This is a genomic window from Pseudomonas sp. NKUCC02_KPG (assembly GCF_019345465.1).
Lineage (GTDB): Bacteria > Pseudomonadota > Gammaproteobacteria > Pseudomonadales > Pseudomonadaceae > Aquipseudomonas.
In genome coordinates, this window is the sequence record NZ_JAHKRC010000011.1 from 56,639 (window position 1) to 79,670 (window position 23,032).

The window sequence follows — 23,032 nt, forward strand, 5'->3', positions numbered from 1 at the left end:
GAGTCCATGATTTAACTGATACACCGCAGACTCTGATTTCACGACGACTTCGTCGCCGAACGCAGCCTCGTTCCTTCGGCAGCGACTACCGGTGAGCGACTTATTTGGCCCGTGAGCTGCAGACAAAACCATCGGGGCCTGCCGTTTGCGTGCAGGCGCGCTCAGCGGGCAGGGACTTCACCGGCTCGCGCAGATGGTTGCGGTTTCTGGCGTCGCGCTCCAGGTCAAACGCGTCATACAGCGTGCCCGCCGCGGTATAGCTGCGCACCTTCAGGCGGGAGTCCTGCACCTCGATGGTCTGGTACAGCTGGGTTTCTTCGGCGCTGCGGTCCGGCTGCTGTTGTGCCCGGTCATTGAGGCCATACATCTTGGAACCGGCCACCGACACCATATACACCGGACCCTGAATCTTGCCGCCCGCGCGGGCCGCCTTCGATGCCACACGCCCGGCTTCATCGGTGACACGGCTGTAGCAATGGTCATGGCCCTGCAACACCAGATCCACCGCGTACCGCTCGAACACAGGCTTCCAGGCGAGCTTCAACGGCTCGGTATCTTCAGGGCGGGCACAGGTAAAGACGGGCTGGTGACTGACCACGATATTCCAGCGGGCACGGCTGGTTTTCAGGCTTTGCTCAAGCCACCGGGTTTGCTGGGCCAGGGTGCCCATGTCCAGGGCCGAGGTGCCATCGAGCACGATAAAACGCACGCCCTGATAGTCGACAAAGTAGGTGGTGCTTTTCAGCCCTTCGACCCCGTTTTGCGCCAGGGCAAACTGGCGGCTCCAGTGCGGGCCAAGGGTACGGCTTTCGCTGCCGTCGGGGTTGAAGCTGTCCAGGTACTCGTGATTTCCGGCGGCCAGCACCTGGGGAATCATCCCGTAGTGAAAACCACCGGCCTGATTCCATTCTCCCCATTGATCGTCATGCACAAGGTCGTCGCGTTGCGACACCAGATCGCCCGCGTGAACGATCAGCGCCGGGTTGGCGACGCTTTGCAGCGCCTGGCGAACACTGCGCGAGGCCAGCGACAGAATGTCGTTTTGCATATCGCCCATGTAGATAAAACTGAACGGTTTGAACCCCTCGGCGGCGGTACGGAACTGCAGCCATTCGCTCCAGCCATCGGTGCCCTTGACCCGATACACGTAGGCGGTGTCCGGTTGCAAGTCGTGCAGGCGTACCTGGTGGAAAAGGGCGGCGCCGTTCTCGGTCTCCAGGCTCAGGGGGATGCCTTCGATCACGCGTGCGGCTTTATCCAGTTGCGGGCCGTCGAGTGCCACAGCCAACTGCAACTGGCTGGTGAGCTGGCAGGTGTCCGTGCGAAAGGTCACGGCCATTTCCCGAGCGGGATTGGCACCCGGCGTCAGCACAATACGGTCCGCCAGACTGCTGGCTGCATAAGGTGCGCCGGGGGAATGGGGCAGTGGCGGACCGGGTTCGGCGCAGGCGCTGTTGATCACGGATAAGAGCGCGAGTGCCAGTAACGTGGGGCGAATCATGGGGACTCCTCGAAGGCTGAATGCCCGTCAAGGAAACAAACCCCCGTGACACCGGGATGACGGCGGGGGTCGATTCGGCTCAGTCAAATGCTGTTTGCCGCTGGGTGGGGTGGGCTAACGGGGTAAACAGTAGGGGCGAGGGGGTCGTTTGAGATCACGCTCCCGCTGTTCAGGTCTGCCAATTGTTGAGCCACACGGCCAATTACCAGAATCGCCGGGCTTTTCAGTTGGAACATCTGGGCATCCTGCTCCATCGCGCCCAGATGGCTGCGGCATTCGCGCTGGTGGGGCAGGGAGGCATTTTCGATCATGGCCACTGGCATATCCGCCGCCATGCCGCCCGCCAGCAATTGCTCGCGGATTTCGCTCAATTTGGCCACGCCCATGTACACCACCAGAGTGGTACCGCTTTGTGCCAGCGCCTGCCAGTTCACCTGGCTCTCATCCTGGGTGTGGGCCGTCACCAGCGTCACGCCCCGGGCCACGCCGCGCAGGGTCAACGGGATCGCGCATTGCGTGGCGCCCGCCAGCCCGGCCGTAATGCCGTTGACCAGTTCCACCTCAACCCCGTGTTCGCGCAACCACTGGGCTTCTTCGCCCCCACGGCCGAAGATGCACGGATCACCGCCCTTGAGCCGCACCACGCATTTGCCGTGACGGGCATAACGCAGCATCAGGCGATGAATAAACGCCTGTGGCGTCGAACGACAGCCACCGCGCTTGCCCACCGAAATCACTCGGGCAGCCGGGCAATGCTCCAGCACCGCGTCATTGACCAGATCGTCAATCAGCACCACATCCGCTTCGCGCAGGGCGCGCACGGCCTTGAGCGTCAGCAGCTCCGGATCACCCGGGCCTGCACCTACCAGCCAGACTTTTGCACTCATTGTGATTTCCTCACGAGATAACGGCGATCAGCTGCGCCTGGGCAGCCAGCAAGCGTTTGATTTCCGGGACGCAGGAGCCGCATTGCGTTCCGCAGCCCAATGTATTTTTCAGCCCCTGCAAGTCCAGCCCCTGGTTAATGCCAGCGCCTATCGCGCCCTGGCTGACGTTCTTGCAGTTGCACACAATCTTGTTGCCCGCGGCCGGGGTATCGCCGTTGCCGGGTGGCGCGCTCAATGGCGCCAGCAGCCAGCGGCGCAGGTGTTCATCGGCGCGCCCTTCCTGCCACAGGTTTTGCAGCCAGTGCTGGGCCAGGGTTTCGCCAGCCAGACGAATGGCAGTAATGCGGCCATTGTCGATGCGTACCCGCTTGCCAATGCAACGGCGGGGGTCGTCGTAAGCCAGCACCGGCCCCTCGTCGAGCCCCAGGGCGTGGTCGATGTCGTGCAGCAGTTGCGGGTCTGGCGCGCTGGCGCTGGCCGCACGGATCAACAGCGCAGGGCGCTCGCGGCCCGTCAGGCTGAAACTCACATACGAAAAAGCTTCGCAGAGCGGGCGCAATGTCTCGAATTTCTGTTGAACATTGCCTTCTATCAGGGCGAAGAGCTGCCAGGGCAATTGCACCGGCTCAAGCCTGACGGCGCTGTGTTTGAGCTCCGGCTGTTTGGACAGCGGGTCGAACGCTGGCAGGGTCAGGGTGTTGACCCCGCCCTTGAGAAAGCGGTCGCCCCAGTGCATCGGCAAAAACGCCTGGCCCGGCCGCACGCTGTCATCGCTGCTGACCGGCATGATCACCGCCCCGCGTCGACTTTTGAGGCTGATCAAGTCACCGGGTTGCAGGCGATGGCGGCGCAGTTCATCCGGGTGCAGGCTCAACACCGCTTCGCTGACGTGACCGAACAACTGCGCGGCAGTGCCGGTGCGGCTCATGCCGTGCCATTGGTCGCGCAGGCGGCCGGTGATCAGGGTCAGCGGGAAGCCCGCATCGCGCTGCTCCTTGGCTGCCCGATACGGGTCGGCGACAAACTGTGCCCGCCCGGAGGCAGTAGGAAAGATCCCGTCCAGATACAACCGCGCAGTGCCTTCACGGGCGCCGACAGGGAAGGGCCATTGCTGCGGGCCGAGGGCGTCAAGCACGGCATGGCTGATGCCCGACAAATCCAGATCACGCCCTCGGGTCAGGTACTTGTACTCGTCGAACACCTGCGCAGCGTGGGTAAACGCAAACAGGCCGGGTTGCGCAGGGCGCAGATGTTTTTCCAGACGCTGTGCGAAATCAACAGTAATTGCCCAATCGGAACGGGCCTCCCCCGGTGCTGCGATGGCTTTGCGCACGTGGGAAATACGCCGCTCGGAGTTGGTCACCGTGCCGTCCTTTTCGCCCCAACTGGCGGCGGGCAGCAGCAGGTCGGCGAAGGCGGCGGTTTCGGTGGTATGAAACGCCTCTTGCAACACCACAAACGGGCAGGCCAGCAACGCCGCCCGCACGGCGGTCTGGTCCGGCATGGATTGCGCCGGGTTGGTGCAGGCAATCCACAGCGCCTTGATCTTGCCGCTGGCCATCTGCTCGAACAGCTCGATGGCGCTCAGGCCGGTGGTGTGCGGCAGTTGTTCAACGCCCCAGTAGGCAGCGACTTCGGCCCTGTGCTCGGGATTGGCGGTCTCGCGGTGGCCGGGCAACAGGTTGGACAGGCTTCCGGTTTCGCGCCCGCCCATTGCATTGGGCTGACCGGTCAGGGAGAACGGCCCTGCACCCGGACGGCCGATCTGCCCGGTGGCCAGATGCAGATTGATCAGCGCACTGTTTTTTGCACTGCCCGCGGTGGACTGGTTCAGGCCCATGCACCATAGCGACAGAAAACTCGGCGAAGTGCCGACCCACTCGGCGCATTGCTGCAAGTGCTCGACGCTGATGCCGCAGAGCTGCGACACCATCTGCGGGGTGTAATCGCGTACCAGGTTTTTAAGCTCGGGCAAGCCTTGGGTGTGGGCCTTGATAAAGTCGCGGTCGATCCAGTCTTCCCACAACAACAGGTGCAAAATCCCGTGAAACAAAGCGACATCGGAGCCCGGTTCAATGGCCAGATGCAGGTCGGCCAGATCGCAGGTGTCGGTCCGGCGCGGGTCGATTACGATGACTTTCATCTGCGGGCGCCGAGCTTTTGCCTCCTCCAGTCGGCGAAACAGTATCGGATGGGCGTAGGCCATATTGCTGCCGACGATCATCACGCAATCGCTCAGCTCAAGGTCTTCGTAGCTGCAAGGCGGAGCATCGGCGCCCAGGCTGCGCTTGTAGCCGACCACGGCCGAAGACATGCACAGCCGCGAATTGCTGTCGATATTGTTGGTGCCCACCAGCGCCCGCGCCAGTTTGTTGAAGGCGTAGTAGTCCTCGGTCAGCAACTGCCCGGAGATATAAAACGCCACACTGTCGGGGCCGTGTTCGGCGATGGTGGCGGCGAACACGCTGGCGGCGTGATCCAGGGCGCTGTCCCAGTCGGTGCGGCCACGGGCAAGGGCCTTGCCCAGGCGCAGTTGCGGGTACAGCGCGCGGGCGTTGAGGTCGCCGGTCAGGTGCAGCGTCGAGCCCTTGCTGCACAATTTGCCGAAATTGGCCGGATGGGCCGGATCGCCGCTGACGCCGAGAATGCGCTCGCCGTCATGCTCGATCAGCACGCCGCAGCCGACCCCGCAATAGCAGCAGGTGGAGGCGGTGATCTGGCGGTTCATCAGCGCACTTCCCCCAGGGCCAGAACCTCTTCACCGAACATCAGATGATCGCGGATCCCGTCAATGCTGTGGTGCTCACGGATCTGGCGCAAATACCAACTGCCGTCAGCGGTGTCGCCGTACAGGCAGGCCCCCACCAGCACGTCGTCCTTGATCACCAGCTTCTTGTAGACCCCGCCAATGGGATCACGCAGGGTGATGGTTTCGGTACCTTCACCGCCCATGAAATCCCCCGCAGAAAACAGGTCGATGCCCGTGACCTTCAGCTTGGTCGAGGTGACGGAGCCTTGGTAGCGGGCAAAGCCCAATTGCGCAAGGTGATTGGCGCAGACCTTGGCCTGTTCGAACAGGGGAGCCACCAGGCCATAGGCGATACCGCGATGGCTGGCGCATTCACCGATGGCGTAAATGCGCGGGTCGTAGGTTTGCAGGGTGTCGTTGACCAGAATCGCGCGGCTGCACGGGATGCCTGCACGCTCTGCCAGTTCGATGTTGGGGCGAATGCCTGCAGCCATCACCACCAGGTCGGCAGGGATGATCTGGCCGCTCTTGAACTCCACCGACCCGACCCGGCCATTGCCCGCGTCGTGCAGGGCGCTGGTCTGCTCGCACAACCGAAAATGCAGGCCGCTGGCTTCGAGGGCGTCTTGCAGCAGTTGGCCGCTGACCCGGTCCAGCTGGCGATCCAGCAGCCATTCGCCGTTGTGGATCACGGTCACATGCATGCCGCGCAGCATCAGGCCGTTGGCTGCTTCCAGGCCGAGCAGGCCGCCCCCGATGACCACCGCATGGGTGTGGGTTTTGGCGGTGTCGATCATGGCCTGGGTGTCGGCAATGTCGCGGTAGCCGATGACGCCGTCCAGGGTGTTGCCCGGGATCGGCAGAATGAACGGCGATGAGCCGGTGGCGATCAGCAGGCGATCGTATTCGGCCTCGGTGCCGTCGTCGGCAATGACCCGACGTTTTACCCGGTCGATCGTCACCACTCTGCGGTTGAGCAGCAGCGTGATGTTGTTGTCCAGATACCAGTCCAGATCGTTGAGCACGATCTCATCAAAGGTCTGTTCACCGGCCAGTACGGGGGACAGCAGGATGCGGTTGTAGTTGGCATGGGGTTCGGCGCCGAAGACCGTGATGTCATAGAGCTCGCTGCTCAGCTTGAGCAATTCTTCCAGGGTACGAACCCCGGCCATGCCGTTGCCGATCATCACCAGTTTTAGTTTTTTCATCAGGTTCTCCGCGGCCATGCTCGACAAATCGTACGCAAACAAAAAAGGTGTCCCGCCAGTTACCTGGCGAGGACACCTTTGTCCTTGTCCCGTTCTCTCGGGAAACCTGTTCTTCGTCGTTGAAGACCGGGTTTTATGATTGATGAAAGAGCTAATGCAGCGGTTGTGCCAAGTTGCCAGGGCCTGTGTTTAAAGGGCGATGAAATGTTGAGGTGAGGGTTTTATGCACCGAATGAAAGCGCCGCGCCCGATGTTGGAGCGTTACGCCTGTAGTCGCTGACGAGTAGAACGAGGCTGCGATCGATGTGCCGCATCACACCGATCGCAGCCTCGCACGGCTCGTCAGCGACTACAGGGTTTTCGAGCGGCTGTCAGGTGTGAAGCAGCAAAAACATCAGCACCAGATTGATCAACAACGACATCAACGCCACCGCCCGCCACACCATCAGCGGCTCTCGCTCCAGCAAGGGTCTGGGGCGTACGTTCAGGCTCTGGCGTTCGCCCTGCTCCAGTTGCAGCAACCACTCTTCGGCAGTTTCAAAACGCAGCTGCGGATCGGCTGCAACACCGCGTTCCAGGCTGTGGGCAATCCATTCCGGCAGGTCGGGGCGGTATCGGCTGGCGCTCACCGGCACGCCAAAGCGCGGGCGCTGGAAAGCTTCGATTTCACCGTAGGGATAATGCCCGGTCAGCAGGTAATACAGGGTCACGCCCACGGCATACAGGTCCTGTCGGGCGGCGGGTTTTTCGCCGCGAAAGGCTTCCGGAGCGATGTAGCTGGGAGTACCGGGCAGCGCCGATGGCAGATCCTCAGACAGGCCCGGGCAGTAGGCCAGCCCGAAGTCCAGCACGCGCAGCTCGCCGTCGTCACCCAGCAGCACATTGTGCGGCTTGATATCGCGGTGAAAAATCTGCCGCCGGTGCAGCAGCCCTACGGCCCGCAGCAGGCGCTCGGCCAGGTCCAGCCATTGCGCCAGGGGCAGTGGCCCATCCTTGGCAAAGAGTTTTTCCAGGGTAATGCCAGGGTATTCACGCATTACGTAGTACAGATGCTGACGCTGATTGGCCGGGTGTACTTCAGGAAAGTGCCGCCCGGCCACCCGCTTGAGAAACCATTCCTCCGACAGCAAGGCCTGCCCTGCCTGATGATCGTCGTGCAGGCGGGCCGGCAGGGTTTTCAGCAGCCAGGGCTGTTGTTGTGCGTCCCGTACCCGGTAGAGCAGTGATTGCTGACTCTGGCCCAGATGGCTTTCGACCTGCCAGCCCTCAAAGTGCTGCCCAGGCCTCAGGGCGGGGGGCAATGGCCATTGCTGCAATTGCATCAAGGCATCGCCGATGTCGCTCTCGCCCAGGGTGTCGACCCTTACCAGCAGGGCACTGGCGTTGTCCTGGCTGCCTGCCCGATGCGCGGCATTGACCAGGGTGCTGGCGGCGCTTTGCAGGTCGGGCAGGTCACGCACAATGGCGGCGATGGCGGTATCGCCCAATGTTGACCAGACGCCGTCACTGAGCAGCACAAAGGTCTCGTCCTGACGCAGCGGCCCATCAAGGAAATCCACCACCAGATGTTGATCAAGCCCCAGCGCCCGCTTGAGCACATGCTGCATGCCCGGCTGATCCCAGACGTGATCTTCGCTGATGCGCTGCAAGGTCTCGCCGTGCCAGCGGTACACCCGGCAATCGCCGACATGGGCCAGGGTAAACCGCCTGCCGCGCAGCACCAGGGCACTGACCGTGGTCAGCAGCGGTTGCCCGCCGCCATTGGCCTGTAGCCAGCGGTTTTGCGCGAGCAGCAAGCGCTCCAGTGCCTGGGCCACGCTCCAGGTTTCAGGCGTGGCGTAATAGTCCAGCGCCAGCGCCTGCAAGGTCGAACGGGCCGCCAGCCCGCCATCGGCGCATTGGCTGACACCATCGGCGATGGCGAACAAATAGCCTTTGCTCGCGGCCAGCAGCGGCACCGGCGTGACCTCGCGCAGCGCGTCCTGATTCTCGGCGCGCGGGCCGATGGCGCTGGCGTGGGCGAAGCTCAGTTGCAGGCTCATGACGGCTTTACACGCGGGCTGCGGTCACGGCAGCCGAGCCCCAGGTGGTTCTCCAGCGGCGCTTGACCCCATGCAGGCCAAACCAGGCCAGCACTCCCAGGCTGGCGAACAACCACAAGGCCAGCTGATAACTGCCGGTGCTTTGCTTGATTGCCCCCATGCCTGCGGCCAGGGCGAAACCGCCGATACCACCGGCCATCCCGATCAAACCGGTCATGACGCCGATTTCACGACGAAAACGCTGCGGCACTAATTGGAATACTGCACCGTTACCGGCACCCAGACCCAGCATGGTGCAGACGAAAAGTGCCAGTGCGGCGTAGGAGTTTGGCAGGTTGAAGCCCACTGCCGCGATGCTGATGGTCGCTACGGTGTACATGCCCAGCAGGGTGCGAATCCCGCCGAAACGGTCCGCCAGAGCGCCGCCCAAAGGTCGCATCAAACTGCCACCAAAGACGCAGGCTGCTGTGTAGTAACCGGCGGTGATCGGGCTCAGCCCGTATTGATCGTTGAAATAGCCGGGCAGGGCGCTGGCCAGGCCGATAAAGCCACCGAACGTCACACTGTAGAAAAACATGAACCACCAGCTGTCGCGGTCGCCCAGGGCCTTGAAATAATCACCCATGGACTTGGCTTTAGGCCGCTCGGGAGCGTTCCTGGCCAGCCCGGCAAATACGAATATGCACAGCACCAGCGGGATCAGGGCAAAACCGAACACATTGCTCCAGCCGTAGGCGGCGGCGAGCAGCGGGGCCAGCAGGGCGGCGAACACCGTGCCCGAGTTGCCTGCACCGGCAATGCCCATCGCCTTGCCCTGGTGCTGTGGCGGATACCACTGCGAGGCCAGCGGCAGCGCCACGGCGAACGAGGCGCCCGCCATGCCCAGGAACAGCCCCAGCAGCAGGGCTTGTTCGTAGCTGTGAATGCCGTGCTTCCAGGCGACGAACAGCGCACCGATCACGATGACCTGACCGATCAGCCCGGCGGTTTTCGGTGACAGGCGATCCGCCAGCAGGCCCATGACAAAGCGCAGCAAGGCCCCGGCCAGGATCGGCGTGGCCACCACCAGCCCGCGTTGTTGGGTGGTCAGGTGCAGGTCGGCGGCGATTTGCACCGCCAGCGGCCCGAGCAGGTACCAGACCATAAAGCTCAGGTCGAAATAGAGAAAGGCTGCGAACAGGGTCGGGGTATGGCCGGATTTCCAGAAGCTTGAATTCATCGCGCACCTCAACGGTTAATCGTTTCGAGAAGGAGTCATGAGCCAGCAGGGCCAAAACGAAAAAACGCCGCTACCTGATCCGCGATGGGCGAATGAGGTCAGCGACGTCTTTGTCTTGGGTGTGGCAACCGCCGTTGGTTACCGGTAGGGATTGCTTAGCGAGAAGTGTGCCAACCCAGAGGGGGTGTCAGCCCAGCAACTCGCTCATGGCAATGATCTGTTCCGCGACCTGAATCAGCTTTTGCTGACGGCTCATGGCCTGGCGGCGCATCAGGGTGTAGGCCTCTTCTTCGTTGCAGCTTTTCATTTTCATCAACAGGCCCTTGGCCAGTTCGATGCGCTTGCGCTCTGCCAACTGCTGGTCCCGGGCGTGCAGTTGGGCGCGCAGGGCCTGGTCGCTTTCAAAGCGGGCCATGGCCACATCGAGAATGGGCTGCAAACGTTGTGCGTGAATGCCTTCGACGATGTACGCACTGACCCCGGACTTGATTGCCTGGCGCATCACGCCGGGGTCGTGCTCGTCGGTGAACATTACAATTGGCCGTGGCTGGTCTCGAGAAACCAGCACCACTTGTTCCATCACATCGCGGCTGGGTGACTCGGTATCGATCAGAATCACATCCGGGCGCACCGTTTCGACGCGCGCGGGCAGGTCGATGGTCAGGCCTGATTCGTCGATCACCTCAAAGCCGGCTTCGCTCAGCGCAGCTTTGAGGCGGCCGACTTTTTTAGCCGTGTCGTTGATCAGCAAGATACGCAGCATGGGCAGGCTCCAGTCAACGACGGGCTAGAAGGGGAGCGCTGGCGCTCATGGCATGCAGCGCAAAGCTTCGTGCATAGCCTGCGGGGTCAGAGCCGTCCCACACCTTGCCGTCGATCAGTTGGCTGCTGCGCATGTCGGCTCCACTGGCGTTCACACCCACAGCGCTGGCGGCATCGCGGTACAGCGCCAGTTGCTGAACCTGACGGGCGACACCGAGGTAATCCGGGTCGTCGCGCAACAAGCCCCAGCGGCGGAACTGGGTCATGAACCACATGCCGTCGGACAAGTAGGGCAGGTTGACCTCACCGTCGCCATGAAAGCGCAACGGGTGGGGGTCTTGCCAGTGATTGCCCAGGCCATCGCTGTAATCGCCCAGCAAACGCGGCGCGATGCACTCGACGGGTGCATTCAGGTACTCGGGGGCGCTCAGCAACTGTGCGGTACTGCGACGGTTTTCGTCGCTTTGCTCGATAAAACGGCTGGCTTCGAGAATCGCCATGACCAGCGCCCGGGCGGTGTTGGGGTACTGCTCGACGAAGGCGCGGGTACAGCCCAGGACTTTTTCCGGATGATCGGGCCACAGGGCCTGAGTGGTGGTGAGGGTGAACCCCATATTGTGTTCCACCGCACTGGCGGCCCAGGGCTCGCCGACGCAAAACCCGTCAATCCGTCCGGCTTGCAAGTGCGCGACCATCTGTTGCGGCGGCACCACCACGCTGTCGACATCTTGCAAAGGGTGAATGCCCTGACTCGCCAGCCAGTAATACAGCCACATGGCATGAGTTCCCGTGGGAAAAGTCTGGGCGAAAGTCAGTTTTGCGCGACTTTGGTGCACGTGTTGTTGCAGTGCCTCAGGACGGATCACGCCTTGGGCCTGCAAGCCGTGGGAGAGGTTGAGGCTCTGGCCGTTTTGATTGAGCCCCATCAGCACGGCCATGTCGTTGGCTGCCACGCCGCCAATGCCCAGGTGCACGGCGTAGATCAGGCCGTACAGACTGTGGGCGGCGTCGAGCTGGCCGCTGACCAGATTGTCCCGCAGGCTGGCCCAGGACGACTGGCGCTTGAGGTTAAGGGTCAGGCCGAAGGGCTGGGCGAAGCCTTGAGTGGCGGCCACCACCACCGAGGCGCAATCAGTGAGGGCCATAAAACCCAGGTTGATTTCGGTTTTTTCCGGGGCATCGCTGCCGTTGACCCAGGCCAGAGGGCCGGCGAGTGATTCGTTCATGGGAGGCAGCACCTTGGCAAAAGCATACTGCGAGGGTGCAAGGCATATGCCAGAGGGGTTAACCCAGTTGAAATCCTGTTTTTACAGGGCTCTGGATTTGCCGTAACTCAAGATCAAAGGTCATCCAGTGTCACCTTGAGCCTTTGCGGCGCAGCCAGGCGTTCGCGCACGGTATTGATGAGGGCTTCGTCTTCTTCTGTCACCAGCATGGGGCGAAAGGGCAGTTGGCCGCGTTCGGCCACGTACTGGAATGCCTGGCGGACCAGTTCCGAGGGGGTGACACCCAGGCGCTCAAGTTCCTGGTAAGCGCGAGCTTTGAGTTCATCGTCGATGCGGATATTGATGGAGGCCATGGCTTTGACTCGTGTAATGACATTTGTCATTACACTTGCCTCTGCCCGTTTCTTTTGCAAGTGCCATTGGGCGGTTGAGTGGTCTGCGTTGTTCATATGTTCTGAAGACATTAAGCCGCCATAGGCACAAACCAGCCCCGGGCTTAACTTGACACGGATTGTGTTAAACGAAACCGCCCGCACACTGTTCGATTTTGCGACAGTAGCGCTCGCTTTACCCATGCATCTGATCACCCGAATTCATCTTGTGTTGCGCTCGGTGTTGCGCAATAATCGGCCCACTACTCAGCCCCGTACGCAGTGATTCAGTTCGCTGGCCGTTGGGGTGAAAAAACCGGCCCAGGGCCGGTTTTTTCGTTTCCAGGGATAGGAAATCTTGCGTACAGCGTGCTTTGTAGACGGCTACAACGTGTTTTACGGCCTGCTGGCCGGCACTCCGTACAAGTGGCTGGATCTTCCTGCCCTGCTGGCTCATATCATCCGTATCGAACACTGCGACAGCACGCTTGCTGCTGTGAGTTTTTTCACCTCCGGCGTCAAACCCTCATTGGCCAGCCGTGGCATTGCCTAAAAAGAGGCCCAGGACACCTACATTCGTGCGCTGATATCACGGGGTGTCGATGTGTATTACGGACGTCACCAGCTTGAATCAGGCAAGGCGCCGCGTTTTGTTGATAAGGCCACTGCGGCGTCCAGAGATGACCAGGTTGAGATCTGGAAGCTTGAAGAGAAAGAGACGGACGTTCATATCGCCATCAGTATGTACCGGCTTGCGGCCCGGCAGGCCGCGTTACCACTTGAACTGCGTGTAGAGCAGCTTGTCCTGGTATCTGCCGATACCGATATGACCCCGGCTTTAAGGGCGCTCAGGGAGGATTTCCCCGGACTGCAGCTAGGAGTGATCCTGCCTCACCGTGAGGGCATTCAGCGAACGGCTCCGGGTTCGTTGAAGCAGTACGTGAACTGGATGCGACAGGTGGTCACTAACGCCGAACTGGCCCGGTATCAGTTCCCTGCACGTATACCCACCCGCAAAAAACCAGCCGACAAACCAGCCTACTGGTGAGCCTTTAGCTTCTGGTTTCAGGTTCATTCACTTAATCAGTTATGACCTTACAACCAAAAAACTTATAACTATTTAAAGTCGTTAAAACGGGTTGAGTTCTATAAAAGTGCTCATCTATCTTTAGATTAAATAGTGATTAGTCAGCGCTGCTTTTATGCCTTTATGATCTGTCCACAACAACTCGTGAGGCAGGAGTGGCGCAATGACTATTCAAGTAAAACCTGTGGCAGGTCGGATTGGTGCACAACTTGAAGGCATAAAACTGGGCGGGGATATCAGTGCCGAATCATTCGAGTTTATTAATCAGGCACTGTTGAAATACAAAGTTCTGTTCTTTCGTGATCAGCATCTGGATGACGCCGAACATGAAGCCTTCTCTCGACGCTTCGGTGATCAGGTGCCCCATCCGACCGTGCGCTCTGCCGAGAAAAGCGCCGCCATCCTGCATCTGGATGCCAAGGAAACCCGCGCCAACTCCTGGCACACCGATGTGACCTTTGTTGCCAACTACCCAAAGATTTCCATCTTGCGCGGTGTGGTCATTCCGCCTTATGGCGGCGATACCGTGTGGGCTAATACCGCATCGGCCTATGCCGACTTGCCAGAGCCTTTAAAACAACTGGCCGACAGTTTGCGTGCCTTGCATACCAATGTGTATGACTATGCCGCGCCGCGCGATACCGATGAGTCGGGTCTTAAGCGTTATCGCGAACAGTTCACCGCCCAAGTGTATGAAACCGAACATCCCCTGGTTCGCGTTCACCCTGAGTCCGGCGAAAGAAGTTTGTTGTTGGGCCACTTTGTAAAAGAACTGCAGGGTGTTAGCAGCAATGACTCCAAACAACTGATCCGCCTGTTCCACGACCGCATTACCCATGTCGACAACACCGTGCGCTGGCGCTGGCAGGAAGGCGATGTGGTGATCTGGGACAACCGCGCCACGCAGCATATTGCGATCAACGACTACGGCGATGCCCAGCGCATCGTGCGCCGCACCACCATCGACGGCGACGTGCCGGTGGGTGTGGACGGTCGCCTGAGCCAGGCGCTCAAGCCGACGCCTGAGACGCGCTCGCCCAAAACCGAAGCCGACAAAAAACACCTCGCCGCCTGACCGGCCGAACCCCATCGCTCCCAGGAAAACCAGCCCATGGCCTCATTCAACGCTAAATCCCTGTTTCGCAAAGGTCGCATCGCCGCCGCGCTGGCAGCAGTCATGGCTGTGCCGCTGGCCCAGGCCGATGTTTTACGGATCGGTGTAGCCACCGCCGGTGGGGGTGATCCGGTGACGTTCAGTGGCTCGACCCTCGGGATCGTGCGCAACCAGCAACTGCTGGAAAAGGCTTTCGCCGGAAGCGGAACCGACGTGCAGTGGTTCTTCTTCAAAGGGGCTGGCCCCGCAGTCAACGAAGCCTTGTCCAACCAGCAACTGGACTTCGCCTATCAGGGCGATCTGCCTGCCGTGGTCGGACGCGCCAACGGCCTGGACACCAAGCTGCTGGCGGCCCTGGGTGTGAGGGCCAATCTGTATCTGGCCGTGCCCAAGGGCTCGGACATCAAAAGTATCGATGACCTCAAAGGCAAGAAAGTCGCGGTGTTTCGCGGTACCAACGGCCATCTGGTGTCGATCAACCTGTTGGCCGAGCACGGCCTGACCGAGCGCGATATCAAGGTCATCAACCTCGATACCGGCAGCACTCAGGCAGCGCTGGTTTCCAACGGCGTGGATGCCGCCTTTGGCGGTCGTGAACTGTTCAAGCTGCGCGACAAGGGCCTGATCGACATCATTTACGACAACCCCACCCAGGATGTGCGTTACACCCGCCAGACCGCATTGGTGGTTCGCGGGGCCTATGAAAAAGAGCATCCGGCCAATGTACAGAAGGTTGTCGACACCCTGGTGGACGCTGCGAAATGGACGTCCGAAGAAGACCACCGTGAGGCCGTTTTCGCCGAGTGGGCCAAGAGCAACGAACCGGTTGAGTCGCTGCGCGCCGACTCTGCCGGGGTCAGCATCCGCGACAAGGCTTCCCCGCTGATCGATCCCTTTTTGTTGAGCCGCTACAAGGCGGTGGCGGAGCAGGCCAAGGACGAAAAGTTGATCCGTCGTCCGGTCAGTATCGATGGCTGGTTTGAGCCTTCATACCTGCAGGCGGCCCTCAAAGCCAAAGGCCTTGAAACCTTCTGGACGGCCTATGGCCCGGATGGCAAGCAGCCTGAAGGCAATGCGGTAGCGGGCAAGTAACTGCATACCCCTGTGGGAGCGGGCTTGCTCGCGATTGAATCGACGCGGTTATCCAGACAGACCGTGTCGTCTGCATCGCGAGCAAGCCCGCTCCCACAAGGTCGCCAACAGGAACTCCGTTTTTTGTAGTAGCTAAGGAGCCACGCACATGGCCAGGGCACAGACCGTCACACCCCAGCAGTACGCACCGGCGCTACCCAAGGCCAACGTCAAGCGCTTGCCACCCGCACCGCCCCGGCCCGTACGCAAGGTCGAGGTGCCCCGCACATCGGCCTGGGCTTCAAGACTGGGTGACAAGGCGTTGCCGTGGCTGCTGCCGCTGACGTTGCTGGGCCTGTGGTACGTGGGGGTTGAACTGGGTCTGCTCTCAGAGCAGGTGCTGCCGCCGCCCGCCTATGTCTATGAAACCCTGTCGGACCTCTTCACGTCAGGCGACCTGTGGATAAATGCGGCCGCCAGCCTGCAACGGGTGGTGGTCGGCTTTGCCCTGGGCGCCGCTGTCGGTGTGGCGCTGGGGTTGGCCATGGGGCTGTCGAAAACCGTCGAGGATTATCTGCTTCCCACCTTCAATGCTCTGGTGCAGATACCGGTACTGGGCTGGCTGCCGTTTGCCTTGCTGCTGTTCGGCATCGGCGAGCCGCTCAAGTATGTGCTGATCGCCAAGGCCGCGATGGTGCCGATCACGCTGTGCACCTTGCAGGCTTTTCACCAGGCCCCCAAAGGGTTGCTGGAAGCGGGTCGGGCTTACGGCTTCAGCCGTTGGCAGAGCGTGGTGTTCATCGTGTTGCCTGCGGCCATTCCGACCCTGTTCACCGGTCTGCGCCTTGGCTTCACCAAAGCCTGGCTGTCACTGGTGGTGGTTGAGCTGGTGGCGTCGAGCGAAGGGCTGGGTTACCTGATTGTGTATGGTCGCCAACTGTTCCAGCTGGATCTGGTGATGGCGGCGGTGGTGGTGGTCGGTGCGATCGGACTGTTGATCGATCGCGGTTTTGATCACGCCGAGCGGCGCCTCAATCGTGGCCGCGCACCTGTAGCGGGGCGCCTGTCATGAGTAGCGCCCTGGCAATCAATCATGGCAGCAGCATCAGCCGTCGCTATCGCGGCTGGGTATTGCCGATCAGCGCCGTCGCCCTGTGGTGGCTGGCTTCACACATGGGCTGGAGCCAGTCCGGTCTGCTGGTCTCGCCGGAAAAGGTCGCGGCCACGGCCTGGGACCAGATAGCTTCAGGCAAGTTCTGGCGGGCGATCAGCGCCAGCCTGGCGCGCAACCTAAGCGGCTTTTTTATCGGCACCACCCTGGGTCTGGTGCTGGGCTGCCTGCTGGGCCTGTCGCACTACTTCGAGCGGTTGGTGGGCCCCAGCTTCAACACGTTCAAGCAGATTTCGCTGTTCGCCTGGATCCCGCTGATCTCGGTGTGGTTTGGCCTGGGTGATGTGGCCAAGGTGGTGTTCCTGTCACTGGCGGCGCTGGTGCCGGTGGTGGTGAACACCTGCGACGGCCTGCGCAATGTGCCGCCCAACCTGCTGGAAGTGGCGCGGGTCTACCGCTTCAGCCGCTGGCAAACCATCGTCGGGGTCATGTTACCCGCCGCCTTGCCGTCGATCTTCACCGGGCTGTATCTGGCGCTGGTGTATTCGTGGCTGGCGACCATCGGTGCCGAATACCTGCTGGTGTCGGGGGAGGGCATCGGCAACACGCTGATCGATGGCAGCGAGCATTTCATGATGGACCTGGTGCTGTTCGGCATGGTGGTCATCGGCCTGGTGGGCTGGAGCCTCAATGCACTGGCCCGGATTTTTGAGCGACGGATGCAGCGCCTGTACGGCATTGACCCGCGTTGATCGGCACTTTCAGAAGGATTGCAGCATGCTCAATAACAGCCTGACCCTGGAAAACATCAGCAAGCGCTTTGCTTCCCGACCGGGCAGCACCAGCCAACTGCAGGTACTGGACAATATCCAGCTCGACATCGCCCCCGGCGAATTCATCAGCATCGTCGGCGCCAGCGGTTGCGGCAAGTCCACCCTGCTGCGCCTGATTCTTGGCCTGGACGAAGAGTACGAGGGGCGCATCCTGCTCAATGGCCAACCCATCGACGGCACGGGTCTGGAGCGCGGCATCGTGTTTCAGGATCACCGTTTGTTCCCTTGGCTCAACGTCGAGCAGAACGTGGCGGTCGCGCTCAAGAACTCGCCCCTGAGCGCCAAGGAAAAACGCGACACCGTGCGCGAGCATATCGAGCTGGTGGGCCTGCAGGATTTTATCGACGCCTACCCGCATCAGATCTCCGGCGGCATGGCCCAGCGTGTGGCCATCGCCCGGGGGCTGGTCAATCGCCCCAGCGTGCTGCTGCTGGACGAACCCCTGGGCGCCCTCGATGCCCTGACCCGTGCGCGCCTGCAGGGGGAGCTGCAAAACATCTGGGCCAAGGAAAAAATCACCATGATCCTGGTCACTCACGATGTGGACGAGGCCGTGTTCCTGGGCGATCGCGTGGTGGTCATGCAGCCCAACCCCGGGCGTATCCGGCGCATTCTCGACATCGACCTGCCGCGCCCGCGCAACCGCAGCGACAGCCGTTTCATTGCCCTGCGCGACGACGTGCTGAGCGACTTCGCCGAACTGCATTGAACCCCTCCGTCACCTGAATTCAGAGAACAGAACATGTCCGAACGTCAGCTCAGCCTCAACCTGTTTATCTACCCCAACGGCCATCACGAAGCGGCCTGGCGTCACCCACAGTCGGTGCCGGAATCGTCGATGGACATTGGTTACTACCAGCAGCTGGCGCTGCGTGCCGAGCGGGAAAAACTCGATGCGATCTTTTTCGCCGACTCGCCGTCACTGGCCGAAAGCGGCCGTGAAGGCCTGCGCATCCGTTTTGAACCGGTCACCTGGCTTGCCGCCATTGCCGCAGTGACCCAGCGTATCGGCCTGATTGCCACGGCCAGTACCACCTACAGCGAACCCTACAACCTGGCTCGCTCGTTCAGCGCGCTGGACCACCTGAGCAAGGGCCGTGCGGGCTGGAATATCGTCACCACCTCAATGGCCGCCGCCGCGGCCAATTTCGGCCTGGATGAACACCCCTCGGCCCATGACCGCTACGCCCAGGCCGAAGAATTCGTCAACGTGGTCGGTAATCTGTGGGACAGCTGGGAAGACGACGCGCTGGTTTTGGACAAGACGGCCGGGGTGTTTGCCGACAGCACCAAGGTGCACTCGATCAACCACGTGGGCGCCTACTACAAGGTCAAGGGTCCGTTGAATTCGCCGCGCTCGCCACAGGGGCGGCCGGTGCAGGTGCAGGCCGGTTCTTCCGAAGATGGCCGTGACTTTGCCGCCAGGCATGCCGAAGCGATTTTCACCGCTCACCAGACCCTGAACAGCGCGACCGAATTCGCCAACGATATCCGTGCCCGGGCCAAGGCGGTGGGCCGCGACCCTGGCCAGTTGAAAATCCTTCCGGGCATCAGCCCGTACATCGCCAGCACCGAGGCCGAAGCACAGCGCAAGTTCGATGAACTCAACGATCTGGTACTGCCCCATGTGTCCCTGGGGCAACTGCGACGCATGCTGGGGGTGGATTTGAGCGGGCAGGACCTGGACGCGCCGTTCCCCCGTCACCTGATCAACTTCGAGGGTGTTGAAAGCCAGTCCAGCCGCTTCAAGTTGATTATCGACATTGTGGATCGCGAGCACGTCACCTTGCGCCAGTTGATCAACCGCCTGGCCGGTGCGCGGGGTCATTGGGTGCCGGTGGGGACGCCGGTGCAGATTGCCGACTTGATCGAGCAGTGGTTCCGCAGTGGCGCGGCCGATGGTTTTAACGTGATGCCGCCCGCGTTCCCCGATGGTTTTGAGGTGTTTCTGGATGAAGTGCTGCCGATTTTGCGCAAGCGCGGTTTGTTCCGCAGTGAGTACGCGGGCAGCACGTTGCGCGAGCACTACGGCCTGACGCGTCCGGATTCGCGTTACGCCCTGAAAACAGCCTGATTGTCTTGGGTGGGAGCGGGCTTGCTCGCGATGCAGGCGCTGCGGTCTGCCTGTCGAATCACGGTGATGCCGTCGCGAGCAAGCCCGCTCCCACAACAGCAGCACTCAATCCATAAGGAGCGGGCATGAACCCGATCAACAACAGAAGAGCTTTCCTCAGAAGTTGCGCCGTACTGGGCGCAGTCGGTGCTGCCGGCATCCTGCTGCCCGGCTGCGAAAAAAAGGACGCGGGCGCCGGTAAAAGCGCCGCCGTGATCAAGGGCCGCGCCGATCAGGTCGTGGACTTCAAGTACCCGGACAACCCGTCATTCGATCTGGTCTACGTCGCCGATTCCCTCGGCTATTTCGAGGGCACCCGCGCACGGCCCAAGTACATCGGGCGCATCGCCGCACCGCAGATCATTCCGTTGACCGGCACCGGCGAAATCGACTTCGGTGCGCGCATGGTGCCCCTGGTGATTTCAGCCATCGCCAGTGGCCTGGATCTCAAGGTGGTCGCCGCCGGTGGCAGGACGCTGCAGGAAGCCCCGCACATGAAGTACTTCGTGCGCGACAATTCGGGCATCTTCAAACCCAAGGACCTTGAAGGCAAAACCATCGGCTTCAACAGCTTTGGCGCCTGCGCCGAGTTCGTGACCAAAAAATACCTGCGCGAGCAGGGCGTCAACGTCGACAAGATCAACTGGGTGGTGGTGCCGGACAACCAGGGCGAACAAACCCTGGCCACCGGCAATATCGACGTTGCCATCATCCATCCGCCATCGTCCGGGGGGGCCGAGAACAACCCGGCGCTGCGCAAGCTGTGGAGCGACTACGACCTGGACGGCGGCCTGGGCGGCATGGCGCCGTACAGCGTGTTCGGCAAGTTCAGCCGCGAGAATCCGGAGGCCACCCGCGACGTGGTCAATGCCATTGCCCGTGCTGCCAACTGGGTCAATGCCAACCCCGACGACGCCCGCAAGATCACTTCCGAGCGCATCGGCATGAAGCTTGAACTGGTAGAGCGCTTTGCCTATATCGACGATCTGGTGGTGACCGAACCGCCGATTCAGTACTACATCGACATCCTCGAAAACGAAGGCAAGATCAAGAAAGGCTCGATAGGGGTCAAGGATGTCTACACCAACGAATTCAACCCATTTGCCCGGGGACACGCCTGATGGCGGCCCACAAGATCATCGCCCGTGACCTGAACATGGAGTTTCAGGCACGGGACGAAGCCGGGCGTGAGGAGCGGGTGCCCGTGCTGGAGGGGTTCGACTTGCAGGTGCGCGAGGGCGAGTTTCTGTCCATCCTCGGGCCGTCGGGCTGTGGCAAATCCACCTTTATGAACATCCTCGCCGGGCTTGCCCACAAGACCGGTGGCGACCTGCTGGTGGACGGTAAACCCCTGCAAGGCATCAACCGCAATCAGGGGGTGGTGTTCCAGGGGTATGCGCTGCTGCCCTGGCGCACGGTGCTCGACAACATCGCCGTGGGCCTGGAGATTCGCGGTGTGGGCAAGGCACAGCGACTGGAAACCGCCCGCGAATACCTGGAGCTGGTGGGGCTCAACGGTTTTGCCTCGCGCTACCCCCACGAGTTGTCCGGCGGCATGCGCCAGCGCGTGGCAATTGCCCGCTCACTGGCCTACGACCCGGACGTGCTGCTGATGGACGAGCCCTTTGCGGCCCTGGACGCGCAAACCCGCGAGACCTTGCAGAGCGAATTACTGCGCATCTGGGACACCCATAAAAAAACCATCGTGTTCATCACCCACAGCCTGGACGAGGCGATCTTCCTGTCGGATCGGGTGGCGGTGATGACTCAGCGTCCGGGGCGGATCAAAGAGATTTTCGATATCGACCTGGCCCGCCCCCGCCTTCCTGAACTGCGCAATACCCAAGCCTTTGTGCACTATCGCCAGCGCGCCTGGGAGGCCCTGCGCGATGAAGTGACCGACCTAACCCGTGAGCCAGCAGCAGCGGCGACGCATCAGAACTGGCAGAGCATTGCGACTCTGGGTGGTTATCGGATTGGAGTATGACCATGGGCTTTAAATTGACTTCACGCCGGGTGTTCGACAGCACCGTGGGCATTGTGGCGTTCCTGGCCCTTTGGGAGGCGTTGCCGCAATTGGGGATCGTCAATCCCGGCTACCTGAGCCCGCCGTCGGCGGTGTTGGGTGCGGTGCTGGACCTGGCCAGCAGCGGTGACTTGCTCAAGCACGTGCAGGCCAGCCTGTTTCGCTCTTTTGCCGGGTTGCTGCTGGCCATCGCCTCGGGTGTCAGCCTGGGGTTGATGATGGGCTGGTTTGCACGGGTCGAAAGTGTGCTCGATCCGTTGTTGCAGTTCTTCCGCCAGACCTCGGCGCTGGCGTTGTTCCCGGTGTTTATCCTGTTTTTGGGCATTGGTGAATTGTCCAAGATCGCGATCATTTTCTGGGCGTCGTTCTGGCCGATTCTGTTGAGTACCATCAGCGGCGTGAAGCAGGTCGATGGGTTGCTGATCAACTCGGCACTGTCGATGGGCGCGAACCGCTGGTTTCTGTTTACCAAAATCGTGCTGCCGGCGGCGTCGCCTTCGATCTTTACCGGGATTCGTCTGGCGGGTGCGTATTGCATCACGGCACTGGTGGCTGCCGAGATGATCGGGGCTCATTCCGGGTTGGGTTTTCTGACGCTCAATTCCCAGGAAGTGTTCCAGATTCCCAGCATGTACGCAGGCATTCTGCTGTTGGCGGTGGTGGGGTTGTTGCTGAACTTTTTGCTGGCCTTGCTGGAGCGGCGTTTTACCTATTGGCGCCGGGGCTTGCGCCACGGTGGTTAGGTGGTTGGCGGCAGTGGTGACTGGCGCAGTGGCGCTGGTCGCCTGGCAATGGCCTGTGGCACCGGGCGATATGCCCCGGGGGCCGTTGTTGCAGGCGGCCGAACAGCGCCAGGTGCTGCGCGTGGGCGTACGCAGTTATCCGCGCCCGACCCTGGGACAGGAAGCCCTGGTTGCCGAGCCGGATGAGCTGGACAGTCAACTGGCCGAAGCCCTGGGGTCTTACCTTGGCTTGAAGGTGCAACTGCAGGCGCTGCCCGATACGGCCGGGTTTAACGATGGCAGTGTCGATCTGGTGATAGCCGGGAGCTTGAAACTGCCTGTGGTGGCTGATCGGGTGGCGAGTCTGCGCAAGTTGCCGGTGCAGTACCGGGAGGGTGCGTTGATTGGCTTGCGCAATGCGCCCCGGCGCCCGATACAGGGGCAAAGCGTGTGCATTGCCGTTGGCAGTCCCTGGGCGCAAACCTTGACGCAACAGGGGGCCGAGTTGCGAACTTATGTATCGTCGATTCGTGCCGCGGTGGCGTTCATGGCGGGCGAGTGCAACCTGTTGGCTGAAGAGCGCAACAGCTTGCAGGCGCTTGCACAGGCGCCGGACTGGCGTTTCTACACGTTGTTGCCGCAGACATTGAAGGCGAGCAGTGATGTGCGGGTATACCTGAGCCGCACCGACAAACAGAGCCGTGCGCTGATCAATGCGGCGATGCATGACTGGCAGGCCCGTGGCGGCCAGACCCGTGCCTGGGATTTGCGCAGCAATGCGTTGCTGGTGGACAGCTTGAAGATTGGGGATGGGCTGGTGTGTCATTGAGCCCAATGGCCTGCCCCTGTAGTCGCTGCCGAAGGAACGAGGCTGCGAAGCAGTCGTAAAGTCGGCTTCCACGGTTAATCAGGCATACCGTGTGTACCGGATTTGCGACCGCTTCGCGCTCGATCGCAGCCTCGTTCTACTCGTCAGCGACTACACGCGGG

18 protein-coding genes and 2 pseudogenes are annotated in these 23,032 nt (G+C 61.3%); 11 read left to right on the plus strand and 9 right to left on the minus strand.

Annotated elements, in window-relative coordinates:
- Window positions 1–100: 100 nt before the first annotated feature.
- From KO536_RS15770 to KO536_RS15810, 9 genes and pseudogenes are all read right to left on the minus strand, one after another.
- A complete protein-coding gene (locus KO536_RS15770) occupies window positions 101–1,501 on the minus strand; it encodes a metallophosphoesterase family protein (protein WP_219262381.1) in 1,401 nt (466 codons plus the stop codon).
- 83 nt (window positions 1,502–1,584) lie between these two features.
- Window positions 1,585–2,388 (minus strand): uroporphyrinogen-III C-methyltransferase, encoded by an 804-nt coding sequence (gene cobA / locus KO536_RS15775; protein WP_257622963.1) that lies wholly within the window; start codon window positions 2,386–2,388, stop codon window positions 1,585–1,587.
- Between the two features lie 10 nt (window positions 2,389–2,398).
- The gene (locus KO536_RS15780; RefSeq protein ID WP_219262382.1) at window positions 2,399–5,116 is read right to left on the minus strand and encodes a nitrate reductase; all 2,718 of its coding nucleotides are present in this window, start codon (window positions 5,114–5,116) and stop codon (window positions 2,399–2,401) included.
- Window positions 5,117–5,121: 5 nt separating this feature from the next.
- Window positions 5,122–6,345: pseudogene (locus KO536_RS15785) on the minus strand (NAD(P)/FAD-dependent oxidoreductase); the annotation flags it as partial.
- 371 nt (window positions 6,346–6,716) lie between these two features.
- Entirely contained in the window at window positions 6,717–8,387 is a 1,671-nt protein-coding gene (locus KO536_RS15790) for a bifunctional protein-serine/threonine kinase/phosphatase (protein ID WP_219262384.1), read from the minus strand.
- Window positions 8,388–8,394: 7 nt separating this feature from the next.
- Window positions 8,395–9,606 carry a NarK/NasA family nitrate transporter gene (locus KO536_RS15795; RefSeq protein ID WP_219262385.1) on the minus strand — a complete coding sequence of 404 codons (1,212 nt, stop codon included), beginning with the start codon at window positions 9,604–9,606 and terminating at the stop codon, window positions 8,395–8,397.
- Window positions 9,607–9,793: 187 nt separating this feature from the next.
- Window positions 9,794–10,369 (minus strand): ANTAR domain-containing response regulator, encoded by a 576-nt coding sequence (locus KO536_RS15800; protein WP_019827366.1) that lies wholly within the window; start codon window positions 10,367–10,369, stop codon window positions 9,794–9,796.
- 13 nt (window positions 10,370–10,382) lie between these two features.
- The gene (locus KO536_RS15805; RefSeq protein ID WP_219262386.1) at window positions 10,383–11,594 is read right to left on the minus strand and encodes a CmpA/NrtA family ABC transporter substrate-binding protein; all 1,212 of its coding nucleotides are present in this window, start codon (window positions 11,592–11,594) and stop codon (window positions 10,383–10,385) included.
- A 113-nt stretch (window positions 11,595–11,707) separates the two neighbouring features.
- A complete protein-coding gene (locus KO536_RS15810) occupies window positions 11,708–11,947 on the minus strand; it encodes a type II toxin-antitoxin system RelB/DinJ family antitoxin (protein ID WP_219262387.1) in 240 nt (79 codons plus the stop codon).
- Between the two features lie 376 nt (window positions 11,948–12,323).
- Here KO536_RS15810 and KO536_RS15815 point away from each other — a divergent pair.
- The 11 genes and pseudogenes from KO536_RS15815 to KO536_RS15865 all read left to right on the plus strand — a co-directional run bounded on the left by KO536_RS15815 (window position 12,324) and on the right by KO536_RS15865 (window position 22,871).
- Window positions 12,324–13,013, plus strand: a pseudogene (locus KO536_RS15815) (NYN domain-containing protein).
- Window positions 13,014–13,215: 202 nt separating this feature from the next.
- Window positions 13,216–14,127: a TauD/TfdA family dioxygenase gene (locus KO536_RS15820; protein ID WP_133078854.1), complete on the plus strand. Its 912-nt coding sequence runs from the start codon at window positions 13,216–13,218 to the stop codon at window positions 14,125–14,127.
- Between the two features lie 36 nt (window positions 14,128–14,163).
- The gene (locus KO536_RS15825; RefSeq protein WP_133078855.1) at window positions 14,164–15,258 is read left to right on the plus strand and encodes an ABC transporter substrate-binding protein; all 1,095 of its coding nucleotides are present in this window, start codon (window positions 14,164–14,166) and stop codon (window positions 15,256–15,258) included.
- 148 nt (window positions 15,259–15,406) lie between these two features.
- Window positions 15,407–16,309 carry an ABC transporter permease gene (locus tag KO536_RS15830; RefSeq protein WP_219262388.1) on the plus strand — a complete coding sequence of 301 codons (903 nt, stop codon included), beginning with the start codon at window positions 15,407–15,409 and terminating at the stop codon, window positions 16,307–16,309.
- The gene (locus KO536_RS15835; protein WP_219262389.1) at window positions 16,306–17,100 is read left to right on the plus strand and encodes an ABC transporter permease; all 795 of its coding nucleotides are present in this window, start codon (window positions 16,306–16,308) and stop codon (window positions 17,098–17,100) included. The genes KO536_RS15830 and KO536_RS15835 overlap by 4 nt, the downstream gene beginning before the upstream one ends.
- A 25-nt stretch (window positions 17,101–17,125) precedes the next feature.
- Entirely contained in the window at window positions 17,126–17,890 is a 765-nt protein-coding gene (locus KO536_RS15840; RefSeq protein WP_095029759.1) for an ABC transporter ATP-binding protein, read from the plus strand.
- Window positions 17,891–17,923: 33 nt separating this feature from the next.
- Window positions 17,924–19,255 carry an LLM class flavin-dependent oxidoreductase gene (locus KO536_RS15845; protein ID WP_219262390.1) on the plus strand — a complete coding sequence of 444 codons (1,332 nt, stop codon included), beginning with the start codon at window positions 17,924–17,926 and terminating at the stop codon, window positions 19,253–19,255.
- A gap of 125 nt (window positions 19,256–19,380) precedes the next feature.
- Window positions 19,381–20,415: an ABC transporter substrate-binding protein gene (locus KO536_RS15850; protein WP_219262391.1), complete on the plus strand. Its 1,035-nt coding sequence runs from the start codon at window positions 19,381–19,383 to the stop codon at window positions 20,413–20,415.
- A complete protein-coding gene (locus tag KO536_RS15855; protein ID WP_219262392.1) occupies window positions 20,415–21,281 on the plus strand; it encodes an ABC transporter ATP-binding protein in 867 nt (288 codons plus the stop codon). Before KO536_RS15850 ends, KO536_RS15855 begins: the two co-directional genes overlap by 1 nt.
- 2 nt (window positions 21,282–21,283) lie before the next feature.
- Window positions 21,284–22,063, plus strand: coding sequence for an ABC transporter permease (locus tag KO536_RS15860; RefSeq protein WP_048352525.1), 780 nt, complete (start codon window positions 21,284–21,286; stop codon window positions 22,061–22,063).
- Window positions 22,064–22,079: 16 nt separating this feature from the next.
- Entirely contained in the window at window positions 22,080–22,871 is a 792-nt protein-coding gene (locus KO536_RS15865; protein ID WP_374105712.1) for an ABC transporter substrate-binding protein, read from the plus strand.
- Window positions 22,872–23,032 lie beyond the last annotated feature (161 nt).

Excerpts from the sequence above, each read along its gene's own strand:
- KO536_RS15770 (WP_219262381.1), bottom strand. The coding sequence starts at position 1,501 with ATGATTCGCCCCACGTTACTGGCACTCGCGCTCTTATCCGTGATCAAC.
- cobA (WP_257622963.1), bottom strand. The coding sequence starts at position 2,388 with ATGAGTGCAAAAGTCTGGCTGGTAGGTGCAGGCCCGGGTGATCCGGAG.
- KO536_RS15780 (WP_219262382.1), bottom strand. The coding sequence starts at position 5,116 with ATGAACCGCCAGATCACCGCCTCCACCTGCTGCTATTGCGGGGTCGGC.
- KO536_RS15790 (WP_219262384.1), bottom strand. The coding sequence starts at position 8,387 with ATGAGCCTGCAACTGAGCTTCGCCCACGCCAGCGCCATCGGCCCGCGC.
- KO536_RS15795 (WP_219262385.1), bottom strand. The coding sequence starts at position 9,606 with ATGAATTCAAGCTTCTGGAAATCCGGCCATACCCCGACCCTGTTCGCA.
- KO536_RS15800 (WP_019827366.1), bottom strand. The coding sequence starts at position 10,369 with ATGCTGCGTATCTTGCTGATCAACGACACGGCTAAAAAAGTCGGCCGC.
- KO536_RS15805 (WP_219262386.1), bottom strand. The coding sequence starts at position 11,594 with ATGAACGAATCACTCGCCGGCCCTCTGGCCTGGGTCAACGGCAGCGAT.
- KO536_RS15810 (WP_219262387.1), bottom strand. The coding sequence starts at position 11,947 with ATGGCCTCCATCAATATCCGCATCGACGATGAACTCAAAGCTCGCGCT.
- KO536_RS15820 (WP_133078854.1), top strand. The coding sequence starts at position 13,216 with ATGACTATTCAAGTAAAACCTGTGGCAGGTCGGATTGGTGCACAACTT.
- KO536_RS15825 (WP_133078855.1), top strand. The coding sequence starts at position 14,164 with ATGGCCTCATTCAACGCTAAATCCCTGTTTCGCAAAGGTCGCATCGCC.
- KO536_RS15830 (WP_219262388.1), top strand. The coding sequence starts at position 15,407 with ATGGCCAGGGCACAGACCGTCACACCCCAGCAGTACGCACCGGCGCTA.
- KO536_RS15835 (WP_219262389.1), top strand. The coding sequence starts at position 16,306 with ATGAGTAGCGCCCTGGCAATCAATCATGGCAGCAGCATCAGCCGTCGC.
- KO536_RS15840 (WP_095029759.1), top strand. The coding sequence starts at position 17,126 with ATGCTCAATAACAGCCTGACCCTGGAAAACATCAGCAAGCGCTTTGCT.
- KO536_RS15845 (WP_219262390.1), top strand. The coding sequence starts at position 17,924 with ATGTCCGAACGTCAGCTCAGCCTCAACCTGTTTATCTACCCCAACGGC.
- KO536_RS15850 (WP_219262391.1), top strand. The coding sequence starts at position 19,381 with ATGAACCCGATCAACAACAGAAGAGCTTTCCTCAGAAGTTGCGCCGTA.
- KO536_RS15855 (WP_219262392.1), top strand. The coding sequence starts at position 20,415 with ATGGCGGCCCACAAGATCATCGCCCGTGACCTGAACATGGAGTTTCAG.
- KO536_RS15860 (WP_048352525.1), top strand. The coding sequence starts at position 21,284 with ATGGGCTTTAAATTGACTTCACGCCGGGTGTTCGACAGCACCGTGGGC.